The organism is Xanthomarina sp., from assembly GCF_035306605.1.
Lineage (GTDB): Bacteria > Bacteroidota > Bacteroidia > Flavobacteriales > Flavobacteriaceae > Xanthomarina.
The window spans coordinates 123,027-146,629 of sequence record NZ_DATGNR010000035.1 but is presented as its reverse complement, the minus strand read 5'-3'; the positions used below and the strand labels follow the sequence as shown (position 1 = coordinate 146,629).

The following is a 23,603-nucleotide window of genomic DNA, read 5'->3' as shown; positions in this document are numbered from 1 at the left end:
TAAAAATTTTCAAAAACTAAATTCCAATTAACTAATACACGAATTAAGAATATCCTTTTAGAATTATTCTAGTTGCAGTATTTAGGTTGGAATTTAGTTTTATGGAATTTAAAATGGATATCCTATTGCAAAATTCAAGACAGTAGCATCCACGTCAAAATTATATCGATCTGCTTTTGGTAAGGATGGATTATGAAACGGTGCTGCCAAATCAAAACGAATTACAAAACTTTGAATATCTACTCTTAATCCTACTCCAGCGCCCATTCCTAACTCGTTTATAAAATTGCTTGTAAACTTATCTTTTCCATTATAAGTTGGGTTTTCTACCGAATTCCAAATGTTTCCTACATCGGCAAAAATAGCTCCTTTTAAAAAGGACACGATTGGAAATCTATATTCTATGTTGGCCTCCAACCTAATGTTTCCTGTTTTATCGAAATAATCACTGCTATTTGTTCCATCAATTTCTGCATTATAGGTACCTGGACCTAAAGAGCGAATATTAAAAGCACGTACACTGTATGGGCCACCAGAATAATACTGTTTTACAAAAGGAATTACACTAGAATTTCCGTGAGCTAAACCATATCCTGCAAAAAGTCTAGCTGCTAAAACTTTTTCTTTCGGAAAATTTAAATGATAATGCAAATCGACATCAGCTTTGGCGTATTGCGCATACTCCAATCCTAATACTGTTTTTGGTTTATCGGGACCTTGATCTTTAGCAAAAAGACTTATAGTATTCCCCGCCATATCAAAAGTGAAATTAAAATAAATCTGATGTTTCTTTCGTGAGTCTACCATTTCATTATAAGTAAATGAATAATTAAGACCTGAAATAAATTGTTGCTCAAAACTTCTCCTTAAAAATGGGTCTTCATCAAGAATTTTATCAAATTTTTCGGTTGTGTTAATCAACTCTGTATAATTAATTGAAAGCGGATTAATCTCGTGAGTTACAAACCGGTTAGCATCCCATGAATAACCAAACAAGGCTGTTCCTGAAAGTAACGCGTATAAATCGGTTCTGTTTAAATAATCTAACCCCAAGGAGATTTTTGTTTTAGGTATAGAATATTTAAAGAAATTATTATCAATTTTAATAGGGAATAAAACTCTTGGGAAAATAAGTTCGTTAGCCAAGCCTAATTCCAAACTACTATTACCCGTATTATTATCGCCACCTAATTGTTTTTCGTAACCTATTTTTGGACTAATATTTAAAATTTCGCCACCTCCAAACAGGTTCCTGTTGCTCATGGTTAGCTCTAAAGCAGGTCCAGCAAAATTATTAGATTTAGTTACTAATTGAAGTTCGGCTCGAAGCGAACGCTTGTTAAGTGGTGAAAGGAAAATATCAGCTTCTAAATACCCCAAACTATCGGATGTCATAGTATCTATTTCCTTGTATTGAATATTTACATACTTATAAGACCCAATAGTGGAAAGACGTCTAGCGGTGTTTCTTGAGTCTTCAGGATTATAGTATTGCCCTTCTTTTATAACTATAAACGGATCTAAATATTTAGGTTTGAAAAACTCTTCTTTCTGAATATAATTCCTCTCTTTGTAACGAGTTGAATTTATATGTGAAGAATCAGAAACTTCATAATTAGGGTAAATATTGATTTTTGAAATCTCATAAGGAATCAAGCTTTTTTTAGGGACTTCGTTTTTTAATTTCAGAAATAAATCGAATTTTCTATTAGTGTATCTGTTGGTATCTGCTTCAAAAATTAAAAAATTGTTATTGAAATTATAATACCCTCTTTTTTTTAACTCTCTATCTATCCGGATTCGTTCTAATTTCATATTACTTAAATCGAAACGCATATCCTCCTTAAATGGCGATTCAGAAACTATTTTTCTCATATTGTTTTCAATACTTGCTGGCAAAGAGTCTAATTGATAGCTAGTCATTCTATAAGGTCCTGGTACTTTTACCTTGTATTTTACTGAAGCTTTCTTTTCAGTTTCTTCAAAGGCGGAAGAAGCACTACTATAGAAAAAACCTCTATTTTCAAGTCGGTTTAATAATAAGTCTTCTACTTCATAAGCTTCTACATCGGATTGATAAATAGGTTTTTCGCCAAATTGTTTATACAGCCAACGGTTTATAAATCCTGGTTTTTCCTTTTGGTTTTTATAGTAATAATACAATCCTAAATGTGCTCCTAAAAAGGTAGAGTTTGGCTCTGGATGCATCACCGATTCTAACTCTGCTTTTAAAGCAGATTCATTTTTAATAAGAGAATCAGATTCTATAGTTAGCTTAGAACCGGTAAATAAACGTTCGTTTTCAGGAATATACTTAGCTATACTACATGAGTATAAACTCCCTATTAGGAATAAATAAATACTGATGTGTTTTAAATTGAAATTCAAATTATCCTGTTGGTTTTATTACTGTTTCTTTTCTTCAATGCTTTTTTGAGTGCTCTCTTCTTTCTCTTTTAATTTTTCCTTTGCCAACTTTTTTGCAGCCTCTTTTTCAGCTTTTAATTTTTTCTCTTCTTCGGTTTGCGCTTTAAACAAAGCGTTCCAAAGTTCGCTATATTTATTAAATTCCTGAGTGAAAATTAAGGCAATACCACTTACAACGGTTTGGCCATCGATTACGTTTTCAAATTCATTTCTACTAAAACCTTTTAATCTATATCGTCCACTTTCTGTTAATAAATATTCCACGCTTACATTTCCAATTATTGGAGTTTCTTCACCGGAGGAGCTGCTTCCTTCAATATCAACTTCGCTTCCTACTCGAACAATAACACGATCGTTGAATAGTTTTTTCTGAGCCGCTATATCCAATTGGGTTCGTTGTTGCGGGGTGTTTCCTTGGTAATCGGTGAAACTATTTAGGCCAAAATCAAGTTCAAAACCAGATGTTCCTAATAACTTATCGCTAAACATATTAAGTTGATCGGAAACAGCATCATTCAAGTTGTCTCTCGCTATTGACGCAACACCTCCTTCACTTCCATCACTTCCTGAATCTGGATAAAACCTGTTTAAAACCAAGAGTGAGAACACCTGTCTATTTAATTCATCTTCTTGATTATTTAATTGTTGAATCCTCCCATAAACTTGTCCTCCAATTGCGCCTTGGTCATCCTCTGGCATATCTAAACTAAAAGCTATTTTAGGCTCTAAAAGTTCTCCATCGATATTTAAAAAGACATAAAATGGTAACACTTGACGGAATTTCCCTTTTACGGCTGGATCGCTTCCTGAATACATTGGCGCCATTAAAGACGAGGTGGAAGCATCCACTTGATAGACTGCTTTTACATCCAATTTAGCATCGAAAGGGTCGCCAGACCAAGTAACCTTGCTTCCAGGAATTAAATTAAATTTACGGTTAACAATCTTGTAAAGATTTAATTCGTAATGACCTGAAGATACTTCGTATACACCAGAAAGTCTTAAAACTCCATTAGGATTCATGGTTACGTTAAAGTCACCTTCACCAGACACTTTAAAATTATCACCAGTTTCTTCATCTATAATAATGGTTACTGTGGCTTCCTTCCCAATTTTTAAAAGAGCTTTAAAATCAATTCCTGTTAAGGTGGCGGTGCGTTCTTTTGTTCTGGTTAAAATTGCATCTGGGTTATCTCTATTTACAAAAATGACAACGCCCTCACGTTCTTCCATATTTACTGTGGCCGATGGTAAAACATAGGTAATGTTGGTATCTGAATTAACCCTCATATCCATATCAACTTTCGGAATTTGCATGTCGCCAGTAATTTTTGCTTTCCCATTAAAACTCGCTTTTCCGTAAAGAAAATCGTTATCATCTTTGGTGGCGTTTAACACTTGAAAATTATTAGCAACAAGCTGTAAATCGAAGGTTGGATTGATAAAAGATTCTGTTCCAATTTTTCCCGACATCACAAAAGTATTTTTGTTCTCGTCGCGAACGGTAAAATCTTTCATAGAAACCCCAGAATTGTCAATATTTAAGATTTCATTGTTTAAAGTAAAGGCTGAATTAAATTTGGCTATTTTAAAATTGGCATCGTTGAACTGCAATTTCCCATTATATTCAGGTTTTTTTGTTGTTCCCGTTAATTTGAAGTTCCCAGAAAAACTCCCTGATGTTTCCGTTATTTCACCTTCAGAAAACCCAGCTAAAGCCTGCATATTAAATTTGTTGATATTCAAATCAAGATCGAGATTAGCTCCTGTTAGACTTGCAACATAATCGCCTTTTAAATCTAAATCTACTTCTCCACCTTTCAACATGGCATTAAAGTCGTAACTTTCTCCTCCTAAAGATTTAGCGTTAACATCTAAGGTTCCTAAATCGACATCCATAACGTGGAATTGAGAAATATCTAAATTGGCTAAAATTCCCGTTTCGGCAAAAGGTTCTTCTAAAATGAAATCGCCATTAAGATTCCCAGAAGCCAAGGTTTTATCTGGGTTTAAGTAGCTTAAAAACTCATTGAGTTTAAAATTTTTAAAATCTATAGCAATGTGATTTTTTGACACGTCTGGTAACTTATCAGTAATTTCAATAGACTGATTGCCTTTGCTAAAACGAAAATCGTTAAACACCAATTCCTTATCATAAATAAGTACTTCGTTGGTTTTTGGAACACTCCATGAGGTTTTATTTAGAATCAAGTTTTCTGGTAACACGTGAAATCGAAGTTCTTCACTGGTTCCACTTACCTGACTTAAAATTTGAATTATTTTATCATTTTTATGATAGGCTACAAGACTTAATGCTAATTCATTATCGATTTGATTGCCCTCTATTATGGTTTTTTGAATATGAAAAGGAGCTGCCTTAATTTGATTAAAACCTAAATTAAAATTAAATTTTTCCTGATCAGTATCCATTGAAAATGCCAAACTATCCACAGTTATATCGCTATAGTTTATATGAGGTGCATTTACTCTAGCGGTTAGTTTTCGTTCTCTTTCGTTAAAATCTACAGCAATATTTACTGTGTCAAGATCTTTAAGATTTACTAGGAAAACATCTTTTAAAATAGCTCCTTCGCTTATGTTTCCTCGTAATTTCAAATTCACTCCTTTCATGGTGCTATCCATTACTTTTTCATCGCGATAAAAATAACCTAACACATGTTGTTTTAATGAGGTAGACCAAGTTTGCGGATTGGTATTGGATTGCAAAACCAAATCGATCATTTTATTGTTTACCGAAACTGAAGTTGTATCAGGTTTTATATAAGCCATAGCTTTTACTGTTCCCAGTAAATAGGACTTGTTGTCGGACACAAAAATGCCGTCGTCTACCTGAGCAGTGGCTTCAAAATTGGTGGAATTTCCTTTAAAATGGGCAGCCACTTTCATGCGTGTTTTTATATCACGTTGATTAAGGCCTAGAGCTTTTAAATCGGCGCCAATAATATTTAAATTGATGTTAGCTTCTGATGAAATTGAATCCAAGATAACTTGGGAGTCTAACGTCATATTTAAATTATTGTCCTTATAGTTAGAACTTATTGTTCCCGACCCATTTTTTATGTCTCCAACTAGTTTTAAATCGCTTATATCATAATTATTGTATTTAAAACTAGAAACAGTAGCATCAAGTGTTGCGTCTAAATTATTGATATTATCTCCTTTTCCGTGAGCTTTTAATTTGATATTTAAATTGCCTAATTGTTCGTTTTTCAGAAGTTCGCTCAATTTATACTCTTCAATTTCAAGATCTGCATCGAACTCTATCGTTTTGCCGTTCTTAAATTGCCCTTCAACCTTTGCTAGACCTTGAGACGTAGTTAAAGTGGCCGTAGCTATAATATCGTTAAGACTCACTTTTGCTGTTCCTTTTAATTCTAAATCGTTAGGTAGGTTTATTCCAAGATTTTCTTCTTCTACAAATTGAATAATATCTGAACGTTTTGTAACAGCTGAAAAAGCAGGAATATTAAAAGCTAAAGCGTCTGTTTGTGTGATATTTTGAATGCTTCCGTTGGCTGAAAATTTCGTATTATTCCACGTAACGGTCATTTTTGATAAATTAATATCCGATAAATAACCCTTAGCATTTATGTTACCATAAATTAACTTTTTACTTAGGGTATTTAAGTAGTCATTTTCTTTTAAGCTTGGCTGAAATAAAAATAAATCTTTAAGCGACACCTTAAATGAAGGCATGTGAATAGCTACTTCCGATTGGTTAGGCGCTTTAATTAATCTAGCTAAACTAGGATAGTCTAGTTGTAAATTCCCTTGAAGGAAATTGTTATTCAACGCTGTTTTTAAGTTTGAAAGTTTAAGTTGCTTGTCCGTGGCATTTATTTGGAATTGTAAACTTTTTAAGTTGATTCCTGAAATTTCTTTAAAAGAAGCTTCGATTAACTCTAGTTCAGCTATTTTATCTTTTAGCGCGATATTTTCCGCATTAAAATTAATGTTTGTTAATTGGATAGCGTTAGCATTAAAAACTCCGTTTTTACCTTTTTCATTATTCACAAAATAGCTGAAATTATTATTTATTAGATCTATTTCTCCAATAAGGAATTGAATACTTGGCCATTCAAAAGCTTCAATATCGTGTTCTATATCATCGGAAACTTCCTCGACTTTTTCAGTAACTGCATTCTTTTCGGTTTCGGTTCTTAGCACAATATTCGAATTTTTAAGACTGAATTCATTCACCTCAAAAACCTGGTTAGCTAGGTCGATATTCGGGATTTCGGAAAAAAACTCTTGAATATCTAAAGTGGCTGCTATCCTATCTGCTTCGCTATTATAATCGGCATAAACATTGGCAAGCGTTAATTCTTTAACGGTTAATTTAGGTAAGGTTGTACCTTCAGAGCCTGGAGTATCAGGAACTAGAGTTTGTGAAAATACAATTCGACTGTCAGTTAATTTTAATTCCGAAGCTATGAAAGTCATGGTTTCTAAATCGGTTTTTTCAAAGTCTGCTTGAAGTTTTCCGATTTTAAACCGACTATCAATACCTGTTACCACATCATTATAAACTATATCAAAATCTTGAAAACGCAAATTACCCAGAAGGATATTTAATGGTGCCGCTGTAGCGTCCACCTCAACTTCTGATTTGTCTTGCGAATCAAAGGCATCAATAATAAACTGAAAATTAAAGCCTTGAATGGTATCTTTTCTAGTAATATTGGCACGAACACCTTGCCAATTCAAAGCATCAACCCCAACCCCATTTCCTTGAATCATGGACCAAAGTGGTACATTTGCTTGCAGTTTTCGTGAATAAATAAGTGTATCTCCTTTCTGGTCTTCTAGATACAATCTATTTAATTGGATGTCGCCATCAAAGGTGATAAACAGTTTATCTAATTCAACTTTGGTCTTGGTTTTATTGGAGAGAAAAGAAACGGCTTTTGTAACAATAATATCCTGTCCCCAAGGGCTTCTAATAAAAAGAATAAGCAAAAATAAGAGTAAGAGAAAGCCTAAAATAATCCTTCCGACTATTTTTAAGAATCTAAACCGCTTCTTTTTATTAAGAATCGGTTGTTGTGCGCTACTATTTTCAATCTCTTTCAAACGATACTTTTGAAGTGCAAATTTATTCTTTTTACAAATGTTAATCTGCTTAAATATGTATATTTAAAGCTCATAATAAGAGTTGATAGCCTGAAATTTAACTAAATTTGAGCTTTCTAGCGTTATATTTAATACTTAGATGAAAAATTTAAGCTTATTAACCAAAATTCGTGACGTATTAAAATAAAACTATATGCCAAAACCTAAGGGTCAGAAAAACACTAAAAACAAGGCCAAACATACCAAACTTCTTAATAGAAAAATTAATAAGAAAAAAGCTGAAGAAGAACTTAGAAAAGAGCGACTAAAAGCTATTATTAAAAAGGCTAAGGAGGAGAAATAATTTCTATTTAAAATAATAAATCAATACATTAAGTGCTGTTTCGATTTATCACGCCATCCCGCTTGATTTTGGTAGTCAACAAAAAATATTTTTAAATCGGCTTGGTTCTGATAATCTACGTAAAAAACTTTTTTATCGGCTTGATTAGCATATTTTGTAAAAAACCATTTACCATTATTTTTACCGGCTTGATTAGCATAATTTACTTTATAAACCTTTAAATCTGCCTGATTTTCATAATCCACAACAAACACCTTTACATCGGCTTGATTAGCATATTGCACTGAAAATACTTTTTGTGCAGAACAGCTTAATCCAAAGCAAAAAACTAAAAATAGGCTTAAAAGAAGTTTCATAAAGGAGGTATTAAAATTCAATTTTTAAATATACATAATTTGATTTTGGTTTATTTCAATTTTCTAAAAGTAAAACAAGATAAACGTCTTTGAATCATTTCTATTTCAATTAGTAATATGTTGATTCTAGTATATATCCAATTTAAAACTTACTATAAATTTTAAATTAAAGAGAGAGGAGTCCCTTACTGAAGCGGTCTTTTATTTTAATTCTATTTTTTAAATTATGGATTAATACATTATGTATAAATTAACGTATTACTACTCTAAAAACATGATTCTTTGCTTTTAAAAATCATGGGCTTATTCAAAAATTAGAGCAATAAAAAACCCGTTTATAAAAACGGGTTTTAATTATTATAAAAGCTATTTTAAGCAACTAAGCTTCACAACTTGTACATTCTTTTTTCTGTCTGAACTTTTGAGCAGCATTCATACTGTGTTGGTAATACAGCGATTTTAGACCTAATTTCCATGCCGTAACATGAATTTTATTAATCTCTTTAACTGGCATATCTGGGTGTACAATTATGTTTACCGATTGTCCTTGATCAATATGATTCTGACGATTTGCTGCTTGATAAATAATGTCCATTTGATCGATTTCAGAGTAAGTTTTAAACACGTCTTTCTCTAAATCTGTAAGGAAATCTAGATGTTGCACAGAGCCATCAAAATCTCTAATACTATACCATACTTCTTGGGTGTTTTTACCTTTTTCTTCTAATAATGCTTCTAAGTATGTGTTTTTTATTGTTGTTTTAATTTTGGCAATGTCCTTCACATAAATGTTAGACCATATCGGCTCAATTCCTTGCGACACTTGACCTAAAATGAAAGCTGAAGAAGTTGTAGGTGCAATAGCATTTAATGTAGCATTACGTCTTCCATATCCTTTAAGTACTTTTGGCTCACCAAATTTCTCAGCTAATTGGCTTGAAGCAGCATAGGATTTTTCCTTAATAAGTTTAAAAATTTCACTATTTAAATTATAAGCTTCTTGGCTATTAAATGGTAACATTTTAGATTGTAAGAAAGAATGCCAACCCAAAACACCTAAACCTAGTGCTCTATTTTCTTTTGCAAAATTATACGCACGTTCCATAAATAGGAAGGTTTGACGATCTTCCCTTTCTTCAGAATCTCTATAAACTTCTAATTTTTCAATAAACTCAGTAATTACGGCATCTAGGAAATAAACCATAGTTTCAACCGCATCGGTATCTTTCCATTTATCGTAATGCAATAGGTTTACAGAAGATAATACACAAACAAAAGACCATTCGTCATTTGATGGCAACATAATTTCTGTACATAAATTACTAGCATAAATAGTGTGATTTTCTTTACGATACACATCGGCAGCTGCATTGTTTGCATTGTCTTTAAAGAAGATATACGGATACCCCATTTCACCTCTTCGTTGTAATACTTTTGCCCAAATAGTTCTCTTTTCAACGTCACCATCAACCATTTCTTGCATCCATTGATTAGTAACGGTTACTCCATGAGTTAATTCTTGAATTGGATTTCCTTCGGTTCCAATTTCTAAGAATTCCATAATATCTGGATGTTCTACTGGTAAATATGGTGAAAAGCGTCCTCGTCTAACAGAACCCTGACTCACAACATCTACCATAGATTCAAAAAGTTGCATGATATGCACGGCTCCAGAAGCTTGACCATTGTTTTTTACCTCAGCACCACGATGACGAATTTTACCAAAGTATCCAGATGTTCCTCCACCTAGTTTTGACATCATTCCAACCTCGGATTGCGTGTATAATATATTCCCCATATCATCAGCCACATGGGATCCAAAACAACTAATAGGAAGACCTCTTTCCTTTCCAAAGTTAGACCATACTGGTGATGCTAATGAATAAAAGCCTTCGGACATATAACCATAAAATTTATCCGAAAATCCTGGTATTTTAAGGATTTTTTCTGCGTGATCTGCAATTTCACGAATGCGTTGCTCGGCTGACATTCCTTCCGCCAAATAACCAAGTGCTAAAAAGTTTCGGCTATGTTCTGTTAGCCATTCAAAACCTTTGCTTGCTTGTTCTTTATTGTTTTTAAGCGCTTCTTTTCTTGATTTTAAAAGTAGGTCGTTGTCGTTTGAGGTTTTGGCTTCTGAATCTAAGGTAAGTTTACTGTTATTCATTTTAAAAAAGGTCATCACTGGTTATACTTTGTGTTCTTTTACTATAATTGATTGAGCGTTTTACGAAAAAATCTCCGTGTTTGGTGCCTATAATTTCATCATCAAACCATTCGGTTTCTGCTAGAAGGCTTTCATCTATATCAAATACTTTATCAATTCCAATGCTTTCCAATGAATTGTTAAAGCGCGATTTTATGAACTCATTTATTAGGTTTTTAGGTAAAAATTCTAGTTCGCCATCTTCAAAAATCCAGTCTATAATTTTGCTTTCGGCCTCAAAGGCATCACGACACATGTCTTGGATCATAACTTGATATTCAGCATCAAACCAATCTGGATTTTCCGATTTAATAATTTTAATTAGGTCAATTCCAAAATCGCCATGAATTTGCTCTTCTTTAGAAGTTGCCTCTACAACATTGGATATTCCTTTAAGCATGTTTTTATGCTTATTGAAGGCCATAATAATAAGGAACTGAGAAAATAGAGACACGTGTTCTATAAATAGTGAAAAAAGTAAAACCGATTCGGCATATTCCTTATTATCTTCACTTTTTGCATTTTTTAAAGCAGTTTCTAAATACTGCACGCGTTTCATGATTACTGGCTTCTTTTTTAGGTTTTTAAACTCTTCATTTAACCCTAAAATTTCTAACAAATGCGAGTAGGCATCATGATGACGCACTTCACTCTCGGCAAAAGTTGCTCCAACCGAACCTATTTCTGGTTTAGGCATTCTATGATAAATATCGCCCCAGAAGTTTTTTACAGCCACTTCAATTTGAGAAATAGCTAACATGGTATTTTTTATAGCATTACGCTCAGAATCTGAAAGTAAGGTTTTAAAATCTTGAACATCGCTAGTAAAGTTAAATTCGGTATGAATCCAGTACGAATGTCTAATTGCCGGAACGTATTCGTATAAATCTGGATACTCGTAAGGCTTTAAATTAATTCGTTTTTCAAAAATATTGCTTTTACGTTTTTTTGATTGTTCATTTCTATATAAAATATAAGCTTTAGCAACATCAAAAAAACCACTTTCCATAAGTTTGGTCTCTACAAAATCTTGTACTTCTTCTACTGTGGGCACGTAGTCAGCATCTAGTTTTTTTCGCTCCAATAATGAGGTAAAAACTTTATTCGAAATGCTCTCAGCATCTGCTAATTGTCCGTGTTGAACGGCGGTCATTGCTTTTAAAATAGCATTGGTAATCTTGTTTAAATCAAAGGATTCCGTTACGAAATCTCTTTTTAAAACAGAAATAATTTTCATGTTGCTTTATTGATTGAGGGATTAGAAAATTTGCGAACATAAAGGTCTGCTTTTATTCTCACTATTTACACAAAAACTCATTTAGGTTTTCCACATGGTTATCAACATTTATATTTTTTGAAATAAAAATCATAACAAATTGACGGTTATATATGAAGCAAAAAAGTTGAAGCATTTCGTTTATGAAAACACTTTTTTATAAAAGTAAGATGGAATGAAAATCGGCTAGGAACCGTTTTCCTTAGTTATTTAAAATTTTGTTGATTGATTTGATTGATAATTAAAAGGTTAGCTAAAAATGGAAGGTATTCTTATTAATATATAAAGGTGTTTTTTATTAAAAAGGCCGCAACAACATGTATTTATAATACAAATCCACCTCCTCGGTGTTTTCTTTTGGGGCTGGTTTGGGCTGTAGTTTTTCTAAACTCCAACCAAAAAGACCGTGCACATGCTCCTTAACACCTTCTGTTTTCTCCCATTCTCCACCTGTAAGTCTTGCTCTTACCTTAACAAAGTCACCTAGATTTAAGTTTTCTAAGTGCTTTACTCTTGCTTCTGAAAAAGTAACCTTGTATTTACTACAACAAAAATCATCAATGGATAATACAATACTTTGCTTTTTAAAGGATCTACGAGTTTTTGATTTTTCAAAAACCTCTAATTCACTTATAACCTTAACTACTCCGTCAAACTCAATTGCCTGGCTATCTTCAATAATTTTCATAAAGCCAAGAGTGTATTTAAAATCTTGTGGGTTTAATTTTAAATCATTTATTTCAAAACGGTAATGGGTAAGCTCTCTGTTATCGTAAAACACAGAAGAAAACAATTTATATTCACCTTTATTTTTATGCTGATAATCGAACCAAGTTTTAAGTTTTGACACGCTATCCTTAACTTTATTATAGTCTTCTAATTGCTTCTTAAAATAAATTTCCTTTTTATAAAGTATAGATAAGATATTTAAAGTTCCGTATAAATTTTCAAACTCCTTATTCACTAATAATTCTACTGAATTCAGTTTAGGTGAGTTTATATTACCTTCAATTACTTCAACCGTGTTGTTATATAAAATTTTATATTTTTCTAACCAGGTCTCTATTTCCTTCATGTTGCAAATATCTTTAGAACTTAATTCTTTGTATTCGCGTAATGGCTCAGAAGCATCTTGATGATTTTTGTATTCAGTAGTGTCTTCTAGTTTTATAGAAAAGTAATAAAATTTGTTTAAGTCCGGTGATGTTTCATAATTAACAACATCGCAGGACTTATAAAAGTTGTAGTAATTATGTTCATCTTCATCGTAGGCCAAGGTAAAGAAGTCCTTCGTATTATTCCCTACAAAACAAAACACTTTCCTTTTGTTATTACATCCACAGGCTCCAACTCCTTTATGAACATCAAGCTGTGTATTACCACTTGCTTTTAGTTCTTTAAATATTTCATTTAGCTTCTCGATAAAACTAACATTAGCAAATTTTCTGAATGCATTTTTTACTAAAATATTTTCTAGTGACTTGGCATCTATTGCTGAAACGGAATTGATAAAAAGATGTTTGTTATTCATGTAGTATCTGTAACGTATTTTTAACCTAAAGTATAATTGAGAAAATTACTTCTAAATTGAATAAAATTTATCAATACATAAGTTAAATCCATAAAAAAAGCCTCACATTTCTGTAAGGCTTGTTTTTACTTGTGGTCCCACCTGGGCTCGAACCAGGGACTTTCTGATTATGAGTCAGATACTCTAACCAGCTGAGTTATAGGACCTATTAGCATTAAAGCTAACTCGACATTTCTCCTTTTTTACAAAGAGAGTGCAATATTACTACATATTTTTGTACTCTCAAAGTATTTTTATTCCTTTATCTCTTGACAAAGCTCAATTAATACACCATTTGTTGATTTTGGGTGTAAAAATACCACTAATTTGTTATCCGCTCCTTTTTTTGGGGTTTCGTTTAAAACAACAAATCCTTCCTTCTTTAATCTAGTAATTTCAGCTTCTATATCAGACACATCAAAAGCTATGTGATGAATGCCTTCTCCCTTCTTTTCAATAAATTTGGCTATTGGGCTATCCGGTTTAGTGGCTTCTAGTAATTCAATTTTATTTTCACCTACTTGAAAAAAAGAAGTATTAACACCTTCGCTTGCTACTTCTTCAATTTTATAATGTGATTTTCCAAACAACTTCGAAAACAATTCGTTGGATTCTTCTAAATTTTTAACGGCAATACCAATATGCTCAATCTTATTCATTTTAATAATTTTTGTAATTACCATTTAAAATACCTGGTATAAGTTACGAATTTTAGCTGCAAAAGTAATATAATCTTTAATTATGGTTATTTTTGCACCGTAGAAATCCCTAATGGGTTTTTATAATAAATGTCAAAATTCATAATTTAGAGAAATTAGAATTTAAATGACTTTTAAAAAATTAATAATATGGAAGAGAGTCAAAGACAAAAAAAGATAGGATCGGTTTTACAACGCGATTTAGTAGAAGTACTTCAAGGAGCTGCCACACAAGGTGGAATGCATGGAATTCTTATTTCCGTTTCTAAAGTAAAAGTAACGGTAGATTTATCCGTTGCAAAAGTATATTTAAGTATTTTTCCAAGCGCTAAGGGAAAGGAACTTATTGAAGGTATTAAATCTAATGCGCCTTTAATTAAGCACGAATTGGCACAACGTACCAAACACCAATTAAGACGCATGCCTGCACTTCAGTTTTATTTAGACGATTCTCTAGAGTATATAGAAAAAATAGATAAGTCATTAAAAGGCGAGGATAACCCATTAAATAATCCTGACCTTTTAGATAAACGCAAAAAATCGTAATTGAATTTTTCGTTATACATAGCCAAACGTTATTTGCTTTCTAAAAGCTCTAACAATGCTATTAATTTTATTACCATTATTGCTGCCATTGGGGTAATTCTTGGTTCAGCATCTCTGTTTATAGTACTTTCTGGCTTTGCAGGCTTAAAAGATTTTACTCTACAATTTACTTCTATTATTGATCCCGATTTAAAGGCCGAAGCTTCGGTTGGTAAATCTTTTTTAATTTCTGAAGAAGAGTTTACTAAGTTAAATGAGCTAGAAAGTGTGGCTTCTTATTCAAAAATAATAGAGGAACGAGTATTTATTTCTTTTGAAGATAAAAGCTATCCAAACGGATACATTAAAGGTGTTGACGAGAATTTTGAAGTTGTAAATGCTGTTGATTCCGTGATTGTTTTAGGAAGTTGGCTCACTCAAAGAACAAATCAGATTGTTTCTGGTTGGGGCATTGCAAACACCTTATCTTTTGGTGTTTTAAATTATGGTAAACGCATCAATCTGTATGTTCCTAAACCTGGAAAAGGACAAATTACCTCGGCAAACCAAGCATTCAACACGTTCGATGCTGTAAATGTTGGCGTGTTTGATGTGAATGAAAATTTAAACGATAAATACATTTATGCGCCTATTGAAATGGCTAGACTACTCCTTAATTATAAGGAAAATGAAGTGACGGCCATTGAGTTTAAACTAAATGAAAATGCTACTGAAGCTCATGCTAGAAAAGAAATTTCATCGGTTTTAGGCGATAAAATACTTTTGAAAAACAGCGCACAATTAAACGACGCCCTTTACAAAATGCTTAATACCGAAAATTTAGCTGTGTATTTAATCTTCACACTTGTTTTGATTATTGCACTTTTTAATGTGATTGGCTCCATTATTATGATGATATTGGACAAAAAAAGCACTTTAAAAACGTTATTCAGCTTAGGAGCTACTATTTCAAATATTAGGAATATCTTTTTCCTACAAGGTAGCTTAATGAGTATTGTTGGTGGTATAATTGGCCTAATATTAGGCTGCTTGGTTGTTTGGTTACAAAAAACCTTTTCATTGATTATGATTACCCAAAGTCTACCCTATCCAGTAACCTTAAAAGCTGAAAATATACTTATCGTTTTTGTAACCATTTCCATTTTAGGTGTTCTTGCCTCAAAAATAGCTTCGGTTAGAATTTCTAAAAATCTGGTGGAAAATTAAACCATCACATAATCTGAAAAGGCGTCTAAAACTTCATCAAAAGCTTCAAATACGTCTTTAGATTCATCGCTTGTAACCATTTTTGTTCGATATTCCTTAAAATTAGGAATTCCTTTAAAGTAATTTGTATAATGCCTTCTAGTTTCAAAAACTCCAAGTTTTTCTCCTTTCCAATCTATAGCCATTTGTAAATGACGTCTAGCAGCTTCTACACGTTCTTCTAAAGTAACAGGACCCAAATGTTCACCTGTATTAAAAAAGTGTTTTACTTGTTTAAAAAACCACGGATTACCAATGGTGGCACGTCCAATCATACAACCATCCAAACCATATACATCACGCATTTCCATAGCGCGTTCTGGGGTATCTACGTCGCCATTTCCAAAAACCGGAATATGCATACGTGGATTGTTTTTTACTTCAGCAATTGGCCTCCAATCGGCATTTCCTTTATACATTTGAGCACGCGTTCTTCCGTGAATGGCAATAGCTTTACAACCTACATCCTGAAGTCTTTCAGCCACCTCAACAATTCTAATAGAATCGTGATCCCAACCCAATCGGGTTTTTACGGTAATTGGAATATTTGTACGTTTTACCATTTCGGCAGTTAGCTGCTCCATTAAACAAACATCTTTTAAAATCCCTGCTCCTGCTCCTTTACTAACCACTTTTTTAACAGGACAGCCGAAATTAATATCGATGATATCTGGATTCGACTTTTCAACAATATCAATGGTTTGCAACATGCTTTCTAAATTGGCTCCAAAAATTTGAATTCCAACTGGACGTTCCTTTTCATAAATATCTAATTTCATGATACTTTTAGCAGCATCACGTATCAAGCCTTCACTAGAAATAAATTCTGTATATACCACGTCCGCACCTTGTTCCTTGCACAACGCACGAAAAGGAGGGTCGCTAACATCTTCCATTGGAGCTAAAAGTAATGGGAAATTTGGAAGTTCTATGTTGCCTATTTTTACCACTTGAGTTTGTTTTTTTTAGATTAAATTGTTTTCTAGTCTTAAGTTTTTAAAACTGAACGTCAGCTTCTATCGTTTCATTATTTCTTTTTACAACAACTTTCGTAGAATCGCCGGCTGAAAAAACGGATAAGGCTCTCATATAGCTCATCATGTCCACAACAGCACTATCTCCAAGTCTAATTAATATGTCACCTTTTTGCAATCCTGCCTTTTGTGCTGGTTTATCTTCACTTATACCATCTACTCGCATTCCTTCTCCATCGTATAAATAATCTGGAACTACGCCTAAACCAACTTTAAAACGTGGCGTTTCTTCACTTTCATTTTTAGTTTTAGTAAAAGGCAGTTTCTCACTACCATCCAAGTTGGAAATAACATCAAAAATATAATTTGAAATGGCATCCATGCCTTCATAATTAAGTTTTTCAGAGTCATCTCCTGGTTTGTGATAATCGTCATGCTGTCCAGTAAAAAAATGCAACACAGGAATATCTTGTAAGTAAAAAGACGTATGATCTGATGGTCCTACTCCAGATTCATTTTCTACAAGTTTAAACCCCGGATTTGTTGTTGATAAAGTTTGTTTCCATACTGGAGAGGTGCCAACTCCATAAACAGCCAAAGTTTTATCTTCTTTTAAGCGTCCAACCATATCCATGTTAATCATGTAATTGACTTTGCTTAAATCCATAGTAGCATTTTTAGTAAAATAATTTGAACCTAACAAGCCCATTTCTTCACCTGAAAACGCCATAAATAAATAATTATTTGAGGTGTTTGTTTGTTTTAATCTTGCAGCTAAATCTAGCATAATGGCCACTCCACTAGCATTATCGTCTGCACCATTATGGATTTCCTTTTCTCCTCTATGCAAAGAGCCATCACTTCCATATCCTAAATGGTCGTAATGCGCACCAATTATTATGGTATTTTCTGCTTGGTTATCTAAATAGCCTAAAACGTTTGTACCGGTAACAGTTGAATCTTCTGGGTTTAAGGAATAAGCAACTTCACTATGTGGATCTGTTTTAGGTTTAAAATTAAAACTTTGATAGAATCCATTTGTTCCTTTTGGTTGAAGACCTAATTCTTTAAAACGCTCAGAAATATAAGCCGCAGCCAACAGCTCTCCTTTAGATCCGGTTTCCCGTCCTTCGAGCTTATCATCAGCTATGTAAGTAACATCTTCTTTTATTTTATTTTCATATTTAAATTCTTGATTACAACCAAAAAGTGAAATAAAAAAAACTATTAGAGCTAACCGCTTCATCTTATTAATGTTATTTTTGACAAAATTATGGAATAATTGCCATTTATTTATACTTTAATCTATGTCTATGTATTTAAGATTTTTTTATAGCTTATTATTTTTAAGCCTGATTGTGTGCTGTAAAAACGACAAAAAACAAGCTACCGATGTTAAATCTGGAGCCACCAAGTGGGTTGACACCTTAATTTATTCGGATGAAGTTCATTTCAAATCCTTAAAACAAATTACGTTTGGTGGGGATAATGCTGAAGCTTATTGGAGTTTTGACGATAAGCAATTAGTGTTTCAATCTAACTACCAAAAATGGAATGTAAGTTGCGACCAAATGTTTTTGATGGATGCAGACGAAACGTTTAAAGACAAAATGCCCCCGATGGTTAGTACAGGAAAAGGAAGAACAACTTGCGCGTATTTTATGCCAGATAACAAGCATATTATTTACGCTTCCACTCATTTAGGAAGCAATGATTGTCCAGAAGTTCCTGAAAGTAAAAGCGGAAAATATATTTGGCCTATTTATAGTTCCTACGATATTTTTGTAGCCGATTTAGAAGGAAATATTGTAAAACAACTTACTGATGAGCCTGGATATGATGCTGAAGCAACGGTTTCTCCACAAGGTGATAAAATTGTTTTTACTTCAGATAGAAGTGGAGACATTGAATTATACACTATGAATATAGATGGAAGCGATGTTAAGCAAATTACCTTTGAACTAGGTTATGATGGAGGTGCTTTCTTTTCTCCTGATGGAACAAAAATCGTTTTCAGATCTTCAAGACCTAAAACAGAGGAAGAAATTAAAGAATATAAGGATTTATTAGCCGAAGGTTTGGTTCAACCAACTAAAATGGAGCTGTATATCTGTAATGCAGATGGTAGCGATTTGCGTCAATTAACAAACTTAGGAAATGCCAATTGGAGCCCATTTTTTCATCCTTCTGGAGAAAAAATATTATTCTCTTCTAATTTTGAATCTGAACGTGGTTTTCCGTTCAATTTATATATGATAGATATAGATGGTAATAACCTAAAACGAATTACACATAGTGACACTTTTGATGCCTTTCCTGTATTTTCAAACGATGGTAAAAATCTGATTTTCTCTTCAAATAGAAATAATGGTGGCGGACGCGATACGAACTTATTTATAGCTGAATGGCAAGATTAATTATTTCAGGTTAAAACACCTAAACACGAATTTATTTTGAAATATCAACCTATTAATTGCGCTCTTTAATACGCTCGCGCTCTTTTATGTTTAATTGCCGTTCGTTGGTTTCTAAAATGGTATTACCAAATTTATATCTAAATCCAAGTTTAATATATCTGTTATCTAAATTTGTGTTGTAGTTATTGCGTTGATTTAAATATTTTGTAGAAGTATTAAAATCGCCTAAATTAAATAAATCGGCCGCACTTAAACTTATAGATCCTTTTTTATTAAAAATTGATTTCGAAATAGATAATTCAGACTCCAGTCTCCACTCTATATCCATTAAAGCCTGTAAATAAGAGGACATGTAGATTAAAGTGAAGTTCGCTGTTAAACTTTGATCTTTCAATAATGAGAAATCATTGCTTAAAACACTATAGTTAGACCATTTGTCCTTTTTTATAAAACCATTGGAAGTATTGGTTTCCTCCTGCGTGTTGTAAAATGACGTTACCGCATACACAAACCAAGAATCTGTAACATTAAAATAAGTAACAGCATCAAAACCATATTCAATATTTTTATCCATATTAACTGGAGCATAAATAATTTGGTTGGTTAAGTTGTCCTGTAGGGCTAGCTCCACTATATTGTCCTTTTTATTGATGTAATAAGCCTCTAAAGTTAAAAATGAAGTCACCGACGACCCAACCACATAATGGTCTTTATAAGTCGGCATTAATTTGGGGTTCCCCACTACAACAATGTTATCGTTCAAATAAAAAGTAAACGGATTTAAATCTTGATAACTTGGTCGTTCTATACTTCTTTTGTAATTAGTATAAAAACTAAGCACATCTCCTACCTGATATTTAATGCTTGCTGCTGGAAACCAATCTAAATAATTTTGTTTATCTTTTTGATTGGTAGTTAATGAAATTCCTTCTGTATTGGTTTGCTCTAGTCGTAAACCTGCGTTAACAATCCACTTTTCCCATGATTTATCAAAATTTGCATAAGCAGCAAAAATACTTTCGTTATAATCAAAAGCACTAGAGTTGGCAGAATTTAAAACCTCTTGGTTCAAGGTGAAATCATAATCATAGCGTGTTATGTCGCTTTTAGTGGTAATATTGGAATACTTAGTACCTGTATTGAAATTAGAACTTTCATTAATAGGAAGTCTATAATCTAATTGAGCTGTGAAAATTTGAGTTTTTTGATTGGCATCCGTATTAAAAGCCGTTGGGCCTAAAAAATTATAGTTTTGATCGAAATACTTACTTGACGACTCTTGAAACCTGTTGTAATCGTAAATGGTAAAATGGGTGTTAAAATCCAAGCTACTAGTTGCAAATTGATGCACATAATCTACATCAAATCCTAGGTTATACTTATCGTCGTTTGATACATTATCAGATTCTATTTTAGACTCAAACACATTGTTTGCATCAAAAATATTCGTGTTGTTTCTAATTTTATACTTAAAATATGGCGTCCACAACATGTTTGAAGAAACCGAAATAGTATTAGTTTCATTTAAATGGAAATCAACATTGAAGTTTAAATTATGTGCTTTAGACCAAGTGTTTATATTAATTGAGGATTTCCAAACATTATCAATTTGATTGTTGGAATCGTAATAAAAAACTCCATCGTTGTTGTTTCTATTTATTTTTTCGTCGGTATAGCTGTAATTAGCAGATAAATTTACTTTATCGGTTTTAAAATAATTACTCACCCCTAAATTATACCTAGGAAAAACTCCTTGAGTATAATTACCAAAAACACTTCCTCGGTATCCCGTTACCAAGTTTTTGCCCATAATAATATTTAAAACAACTCCACTTTCAGCATCGTAATTGGCCGATGGATTAGTAATTACTTCAACAGACTTAATGGCATCAGCAGGTGAACCTTCTAAAAGCTGAAGTAATTCTTCCGTTGATAATTGAACCTTTCTATTATTAATATATACCGTTGGTGATGAACCCTTCACAGAAATCTGTCCATCTAAAACCAAAACTCCAGGCGTGCTTTTTATAACCTGCAATAAACTTCCTTCAGAAAGTGCTGTGTTTTCAACGGTGAAAACTAATTTATCGGCTTCCTTTTTAATGGTAGGTTTGTTTACTACAATATTAATTTCATCTAAATACTGGTTACTTTCAGTTAAAACAAGGGTTCCAAGATTAATATCTTCCTCAGAAACCATTAAAGGTTTTATTATTTCTTTATAACCTATAAAGCTGATTTTAAGTAGATATTGATTTTTATTGACATTTTTTAATTCAAAAAAACCATCCAAATTAGAAGAAGTTCCTTTAACCGCAGTAGAATCGTTGGCCTTTAATAACACAACATTTGCAAAATAAATGGGTGCACTAACTGTGTCCTCCACTATTCCTGAGATAGTAATATCTTGGGAAAAGCCTGGAAAAGATAAAAATACCAATAGAATTAGGTATATATAGTATTTATAAAAATTCATAAGGTTACTTAGGGTGACAATATAAAAATTGTTTTTCAATAATTTTTACGGGTTTCCCTTAAATAAATATTTTCTAATTAGTTACCCTTTAATAATTAAAGCAGAGTTAAAACAATTATATTTGCAAATTAGATATTTGAGAGAATATACTTTATGAAAAACATAAGAAACTTTTGTATTATAGCGCATATTGACCACGGTAAGAGTACTTTGGCAGATAGATTATTGGACTACACTGGTACCGTAACGGAACGCGAAAAGAAAGAACAACTGCTTGACAGTATGGATTTGGAGCGTGAACGTGGTATTACCATTAAATCGCATGCCATACAAATGGAATATATTTATAAAGGTGAAAGTTACATCCTTAACCTAATTGATACTCCTGGTCACGTAGATTTTAGTTATGAAGTATCTAGATCTATTGCTGCATGTGAAGGTGCTTTACTTATTGTAGATGCTGCGCAAAGTATTCAAGCACAAACCATATCGAATCTGTATTTAGCTTTGGAAAATGATTTGGAAATTATTCCTATTCTAAACAAAGTAGATTTACCTAGTGCCAATCCTGAAGAAGTAACCGACGATATTGTAGAGTTACTTGGTTGTAAACCTGAAGACGTTATTCACGCAAGTGGAAAAACCGGTTTAGGAATTGATAATATTTTAGAAGCTATTATTGAAAAAATTCCAGCTCCAACAGGAAATGTAGACGAACCACTTCAAGCCTTAATTTTTGACTCTGTTTACAACCCTTTTAGAGGTGTTGAAACTTATTTTAGAGTAATAAATGGAAGTATAAAAAAAGGACAAAACATTAAATTTATAGCTACAGGTAAAAATTATTTTGCTGATGAAATTGGAACACTTCGATTAAAACAGTTTCCAAGGAATGAAATTAAAGCTGGAGATGTAGGCTATGTAATTACCGGAATAAAAGAAGCTAAGGAAGTAAAGGTTGGTGACACACTTACAGATGCAAAAAACCCAACAACTAATCCTATTGAAGGTTTTGAGGATGTAAAACCAATGGTTTTTGCTGGTATTTATCCAGTAGACACAGAAGACTACGAAGAGTTAAGGAATTCCATGGAAAAACTACAACTTAACGATGCATCCTTAGTATTTACTCCTGAGAGTTCGGCTGCCTTAGGTTTCGGTTTTAGATGTGGGTTTCTTGGTATGCTCCACATGGAAATTATCCAAGAACGTTTAGAGCGTGAATTCGATATGACTGTTATTACAACAGTTCCAAACGTTAGTTACCATGCGTTTACAAGGAAACATCCTGACGTGCCTGTAATTGTTAATAACCCATCCGATTTACCAGATCCTTCTGGTTTAGACCGTGTTGAAGAACCATATATTAAAGCAACCATTATTACCAAGGCAGATTTTGTTGGAAACGTTATGTCTCTGTGTATTGAAAAAAGAGGTATGATTACACATCAAACCTATTTAACTCCAGAACGTGTAGAGCTAAATTTCGATATGCCTTTAGCAGAAATTGTATTCGATTTTTACGATAGATTAAAAACCGTTTCAAAAGGATATGCATCCTTCGATTACCATCCTATTGGAATGAAAACATCTAAATTGGTTCGTGTGGATATTTTATTAAACGCCCAACCAGTTGATGCACTTTCAGCTTTAATCCACGCAGATAACGCCCATAGTATTGGTAAGAAAATGTGTGAGAAATTAAAAGAATTAATCCCACGTCAACAATTTGATATTCCTATTCAAGCTGCAATTGGAGCAAAAATTATTGCCAGAGAAACCATTAAAGCACTTCGTAAAGACGTAACAGCAAAATGTTATGGAGGAGATATTTCTAGAAAACGTAAACTTCTTGAAAAGCAGAAAAAAGGTAAAAAACGTATGCGTCAAGTAGGAAACGTAGAGATTCCACAAGAAGCGTTTATGGCTGTATTAAAACTGAATGATTAAATCACTCTCCTTTGAAAAAAGGAAT

At 32.8% G+C, this 23,603-nt stretch carries 15 protein-coding genes and 1 tRNA gene; 5 read left to right on the top strand and 11 right to left on the bottom strand.

Annotated features, from left to right (window positions below):
* Positions 1-108 precede the first annotated feature (108 nt).
* Positions 109-2,388, bottom strand: coding sequence for a translocation and assembly module lipoprotein TamL (tamL, locus tag VKY41_RS05760; RefSeq protein WP_500813484.1), 2,280 nt, complete (start codon positions 2,386-2,388; stop codon positions 109-111).
* An 18-nt stretch (positions 2,389-2,406) separates the two neighbouring features.
* Positions 2,407-7,521, bottom strand: coding sequence for a translocation/assembly module TamB domain-containing protein (locus VKY41_RS05755; RefSeq protein ID WP_500813483.1), 5,115 nt, complete (start codon positions 7,519-7,521; stop codon positions 2,407-2,409).
* A gap of 193 nt (positions 7,522-7,714) precedes the next feature.
* On the opposite strand from VKY41_RS05755, the gene VKY41_RS05750 reads away from it, so the two are divergent.
* Entirely contained in the window at positions 7,715-7,864 is a 150-nt protein-coding gene (locus tag VKY41_RS05750; protein WP_500813482.1) for a hypothetical protein, read from the top strand.
* Between the two features lie 20 nt (positions 7,865-7,884).
* On the opposite strand, the gene VKY41_RS05745 is transcribed toward VKY41_RS05750, so the two are convergent.
* From VKY41_RS05745 to mce, 6 genes are all read right to left on the bottom strand, one after another.
* Complete coding sequence (locus VKY41_RS05745) at positions 7,885-8,220, bottom strand: 7(1) septoil knot domain-containing protein (RefSeq protein WP_500813481.1); 336 nt, start codon at positions 8,218-8,220, stop codon at positions 7,885-7,887.
* Positions 8,221-8,599: 379 nt separating this feature from the next.
* A complete protein-coding gene (locus VKY41_RS05740) occupies positions 8,600-10,387 on the bottom strand; it encodes a ribonucleoside-diphosphate reductase subunit alpha (RefSeq protein WP_500813480.1) in 1,788 nt (595 codons plus the stop codon).
* A 1-nt stretch (position 10,388) separates the two neighbouring features.
* Positions 10,389-11,663, bottom strand: a complete 1,275-nt coding sequence (locus tag VKY41_RS05735) for a ribonucleotide-diphosphate reductase subunit beta (protein ID WP_500813479.1) — start codon at positions 11,661-11,663, stop codon at positions 10,389-10,391.
* A gap of 337 nt (positions 11,664-12,000) precedes the next feature.
* Positions 12,001-13,233, bottom strand: coding sequence for a DUF3127 domain-containing protein (locus tag VKY41_RS05730; protein WP_500813478.1), 1,233 nt, complete (start codon positions 13,231-13,233; stop codon positions 12,001-12,003).
* Positions 13,234-13,365: 132 nt separating this feature from the next.
* Positions 13,366-13,439 (bottom strand) — tRNA-Ile (locus VKY41_RS05725).
* 87 nt (positions 13,440-13,526) lie between these two features.
* Complete coding sequence (mce, locus tag VKY41_RS05720) at positions 13,527-13,931, bottom strand: methylmalonyl-CoA epimerase (protein WP_500813477.1); 405 nt, start codon at positions 13,929-13,931, stop codon at positions 13,527-13,529.
* Between the two features lie 189 nt (positions 13,932-14,120).
* Here mce and rbfA point away from each other — a divergent pair, with 189 nt between their 5' ends.
* Together rbfA and VKY41_RS05710 are read left to right on the top strand one after the other, a co-directional pair.
* The gene (rbfA, locus tag VKY41_RS05715) at positions 14,121-14,516 is read left to right on the top strand and encodes a 30S ribosome-binding factor RbfA (RefSeq protein WP_500813476.1); all 396 of its coding nucleotides are present in this window, start codon (positions 14,121-14,123) and stop codon (positions 14,514-14,516) included.
* A complete protein-coding gene (locus VKY41_RS05710) occupies positions 14,517-15,722 on the top strand; it encodes an ABC transporter permease (RefSeq protein WP_500813475.1) in 1,206 nt (401 codons plus the stop codon). It abuts the gene before it with no gap.
* Here VKY41_RS05710 and dusB read toward each other — a convergent pair.
* Both dusB and VKY41_RS05700 read right to left on the bottom strand, forming a co-directional pair.
* The gene (gene dusB / locus VKY41_RS05705) at positions 15,719-16,711 is read right to left on the bottom strand and encodes a tRNA dihydrouridine synthase DusB (RefSeq protein WP_500813474.1); all 993 of its coding nucleotides are present in this window, start codon (positions 16,709-16,711) and stop codon (positions 15,719-15,721) included. The two genes, VKY41_RS05710 and dusB, sit on opposite strands and share 4 nt — an antisense overlap.
* Positions 16,712-16,757: 46 nt before the next feature.
* The gene (locus VKY41_RS05700) at positions 16,758-17,981 is read right to left on the bottom strand and encodes a M28 family peptidase (RefSeq protein WP_500813473.1); all 1,224 of its coding nucleotides are present in this window, start codon (positions 17,979-17,981) and stop codon (positions 16,758-16,760) included.
* 61 nt (positions 17,982-18,042) lie between these two features.
* On the opposite strand from VKY41_RS05700, the gene VKY41_RS05695 reads away from it, so the two are divergent.
* Positions 18,043-19,152: a hypothetical protein gene (locus VKY41_RS05695; protein ID WP_500813472.1), complete on the top strand. Its 1,110-nt coding sequence runs from the start codon at positions 18,043-18,045 to the stop codon at positions 19,150-19,152.
* A gap of 52 nt (positions 19,153-19,204) precedes the next feature.
* Here the strand turns inward: VKY41_RS05695 and VKY41_RS05690 are convergent, their stop codons facing one another.
* A complete protein-coding gene (locus VKY41_RS05690; RefSeq protein WP_500813471.1) occupies positions 19,205-21,628 on the bottom strand; it encodes a TonB-dependent receptor domain-containing protein in 2,424 nt (807 codons plus the stop codon).
* 153 nt (positions 21,629-21,781) lie between these two features.
* Between VKY41_RS05690 and lepA the strand changes: the two genes are divergently transcribed.
* Complete coding sequence (lepA, locus tag VKY41_RS05685) at positions 21,782-23,578, top strand: translation elongation factor 4 (protein WP_500813470.1); 1,797 nt, start codon at positions 21,782-21,784, stop codon at positions 23,576-23,578.
* Positions 23,579-23,603 lie beyond the last annotated feature (25 nt).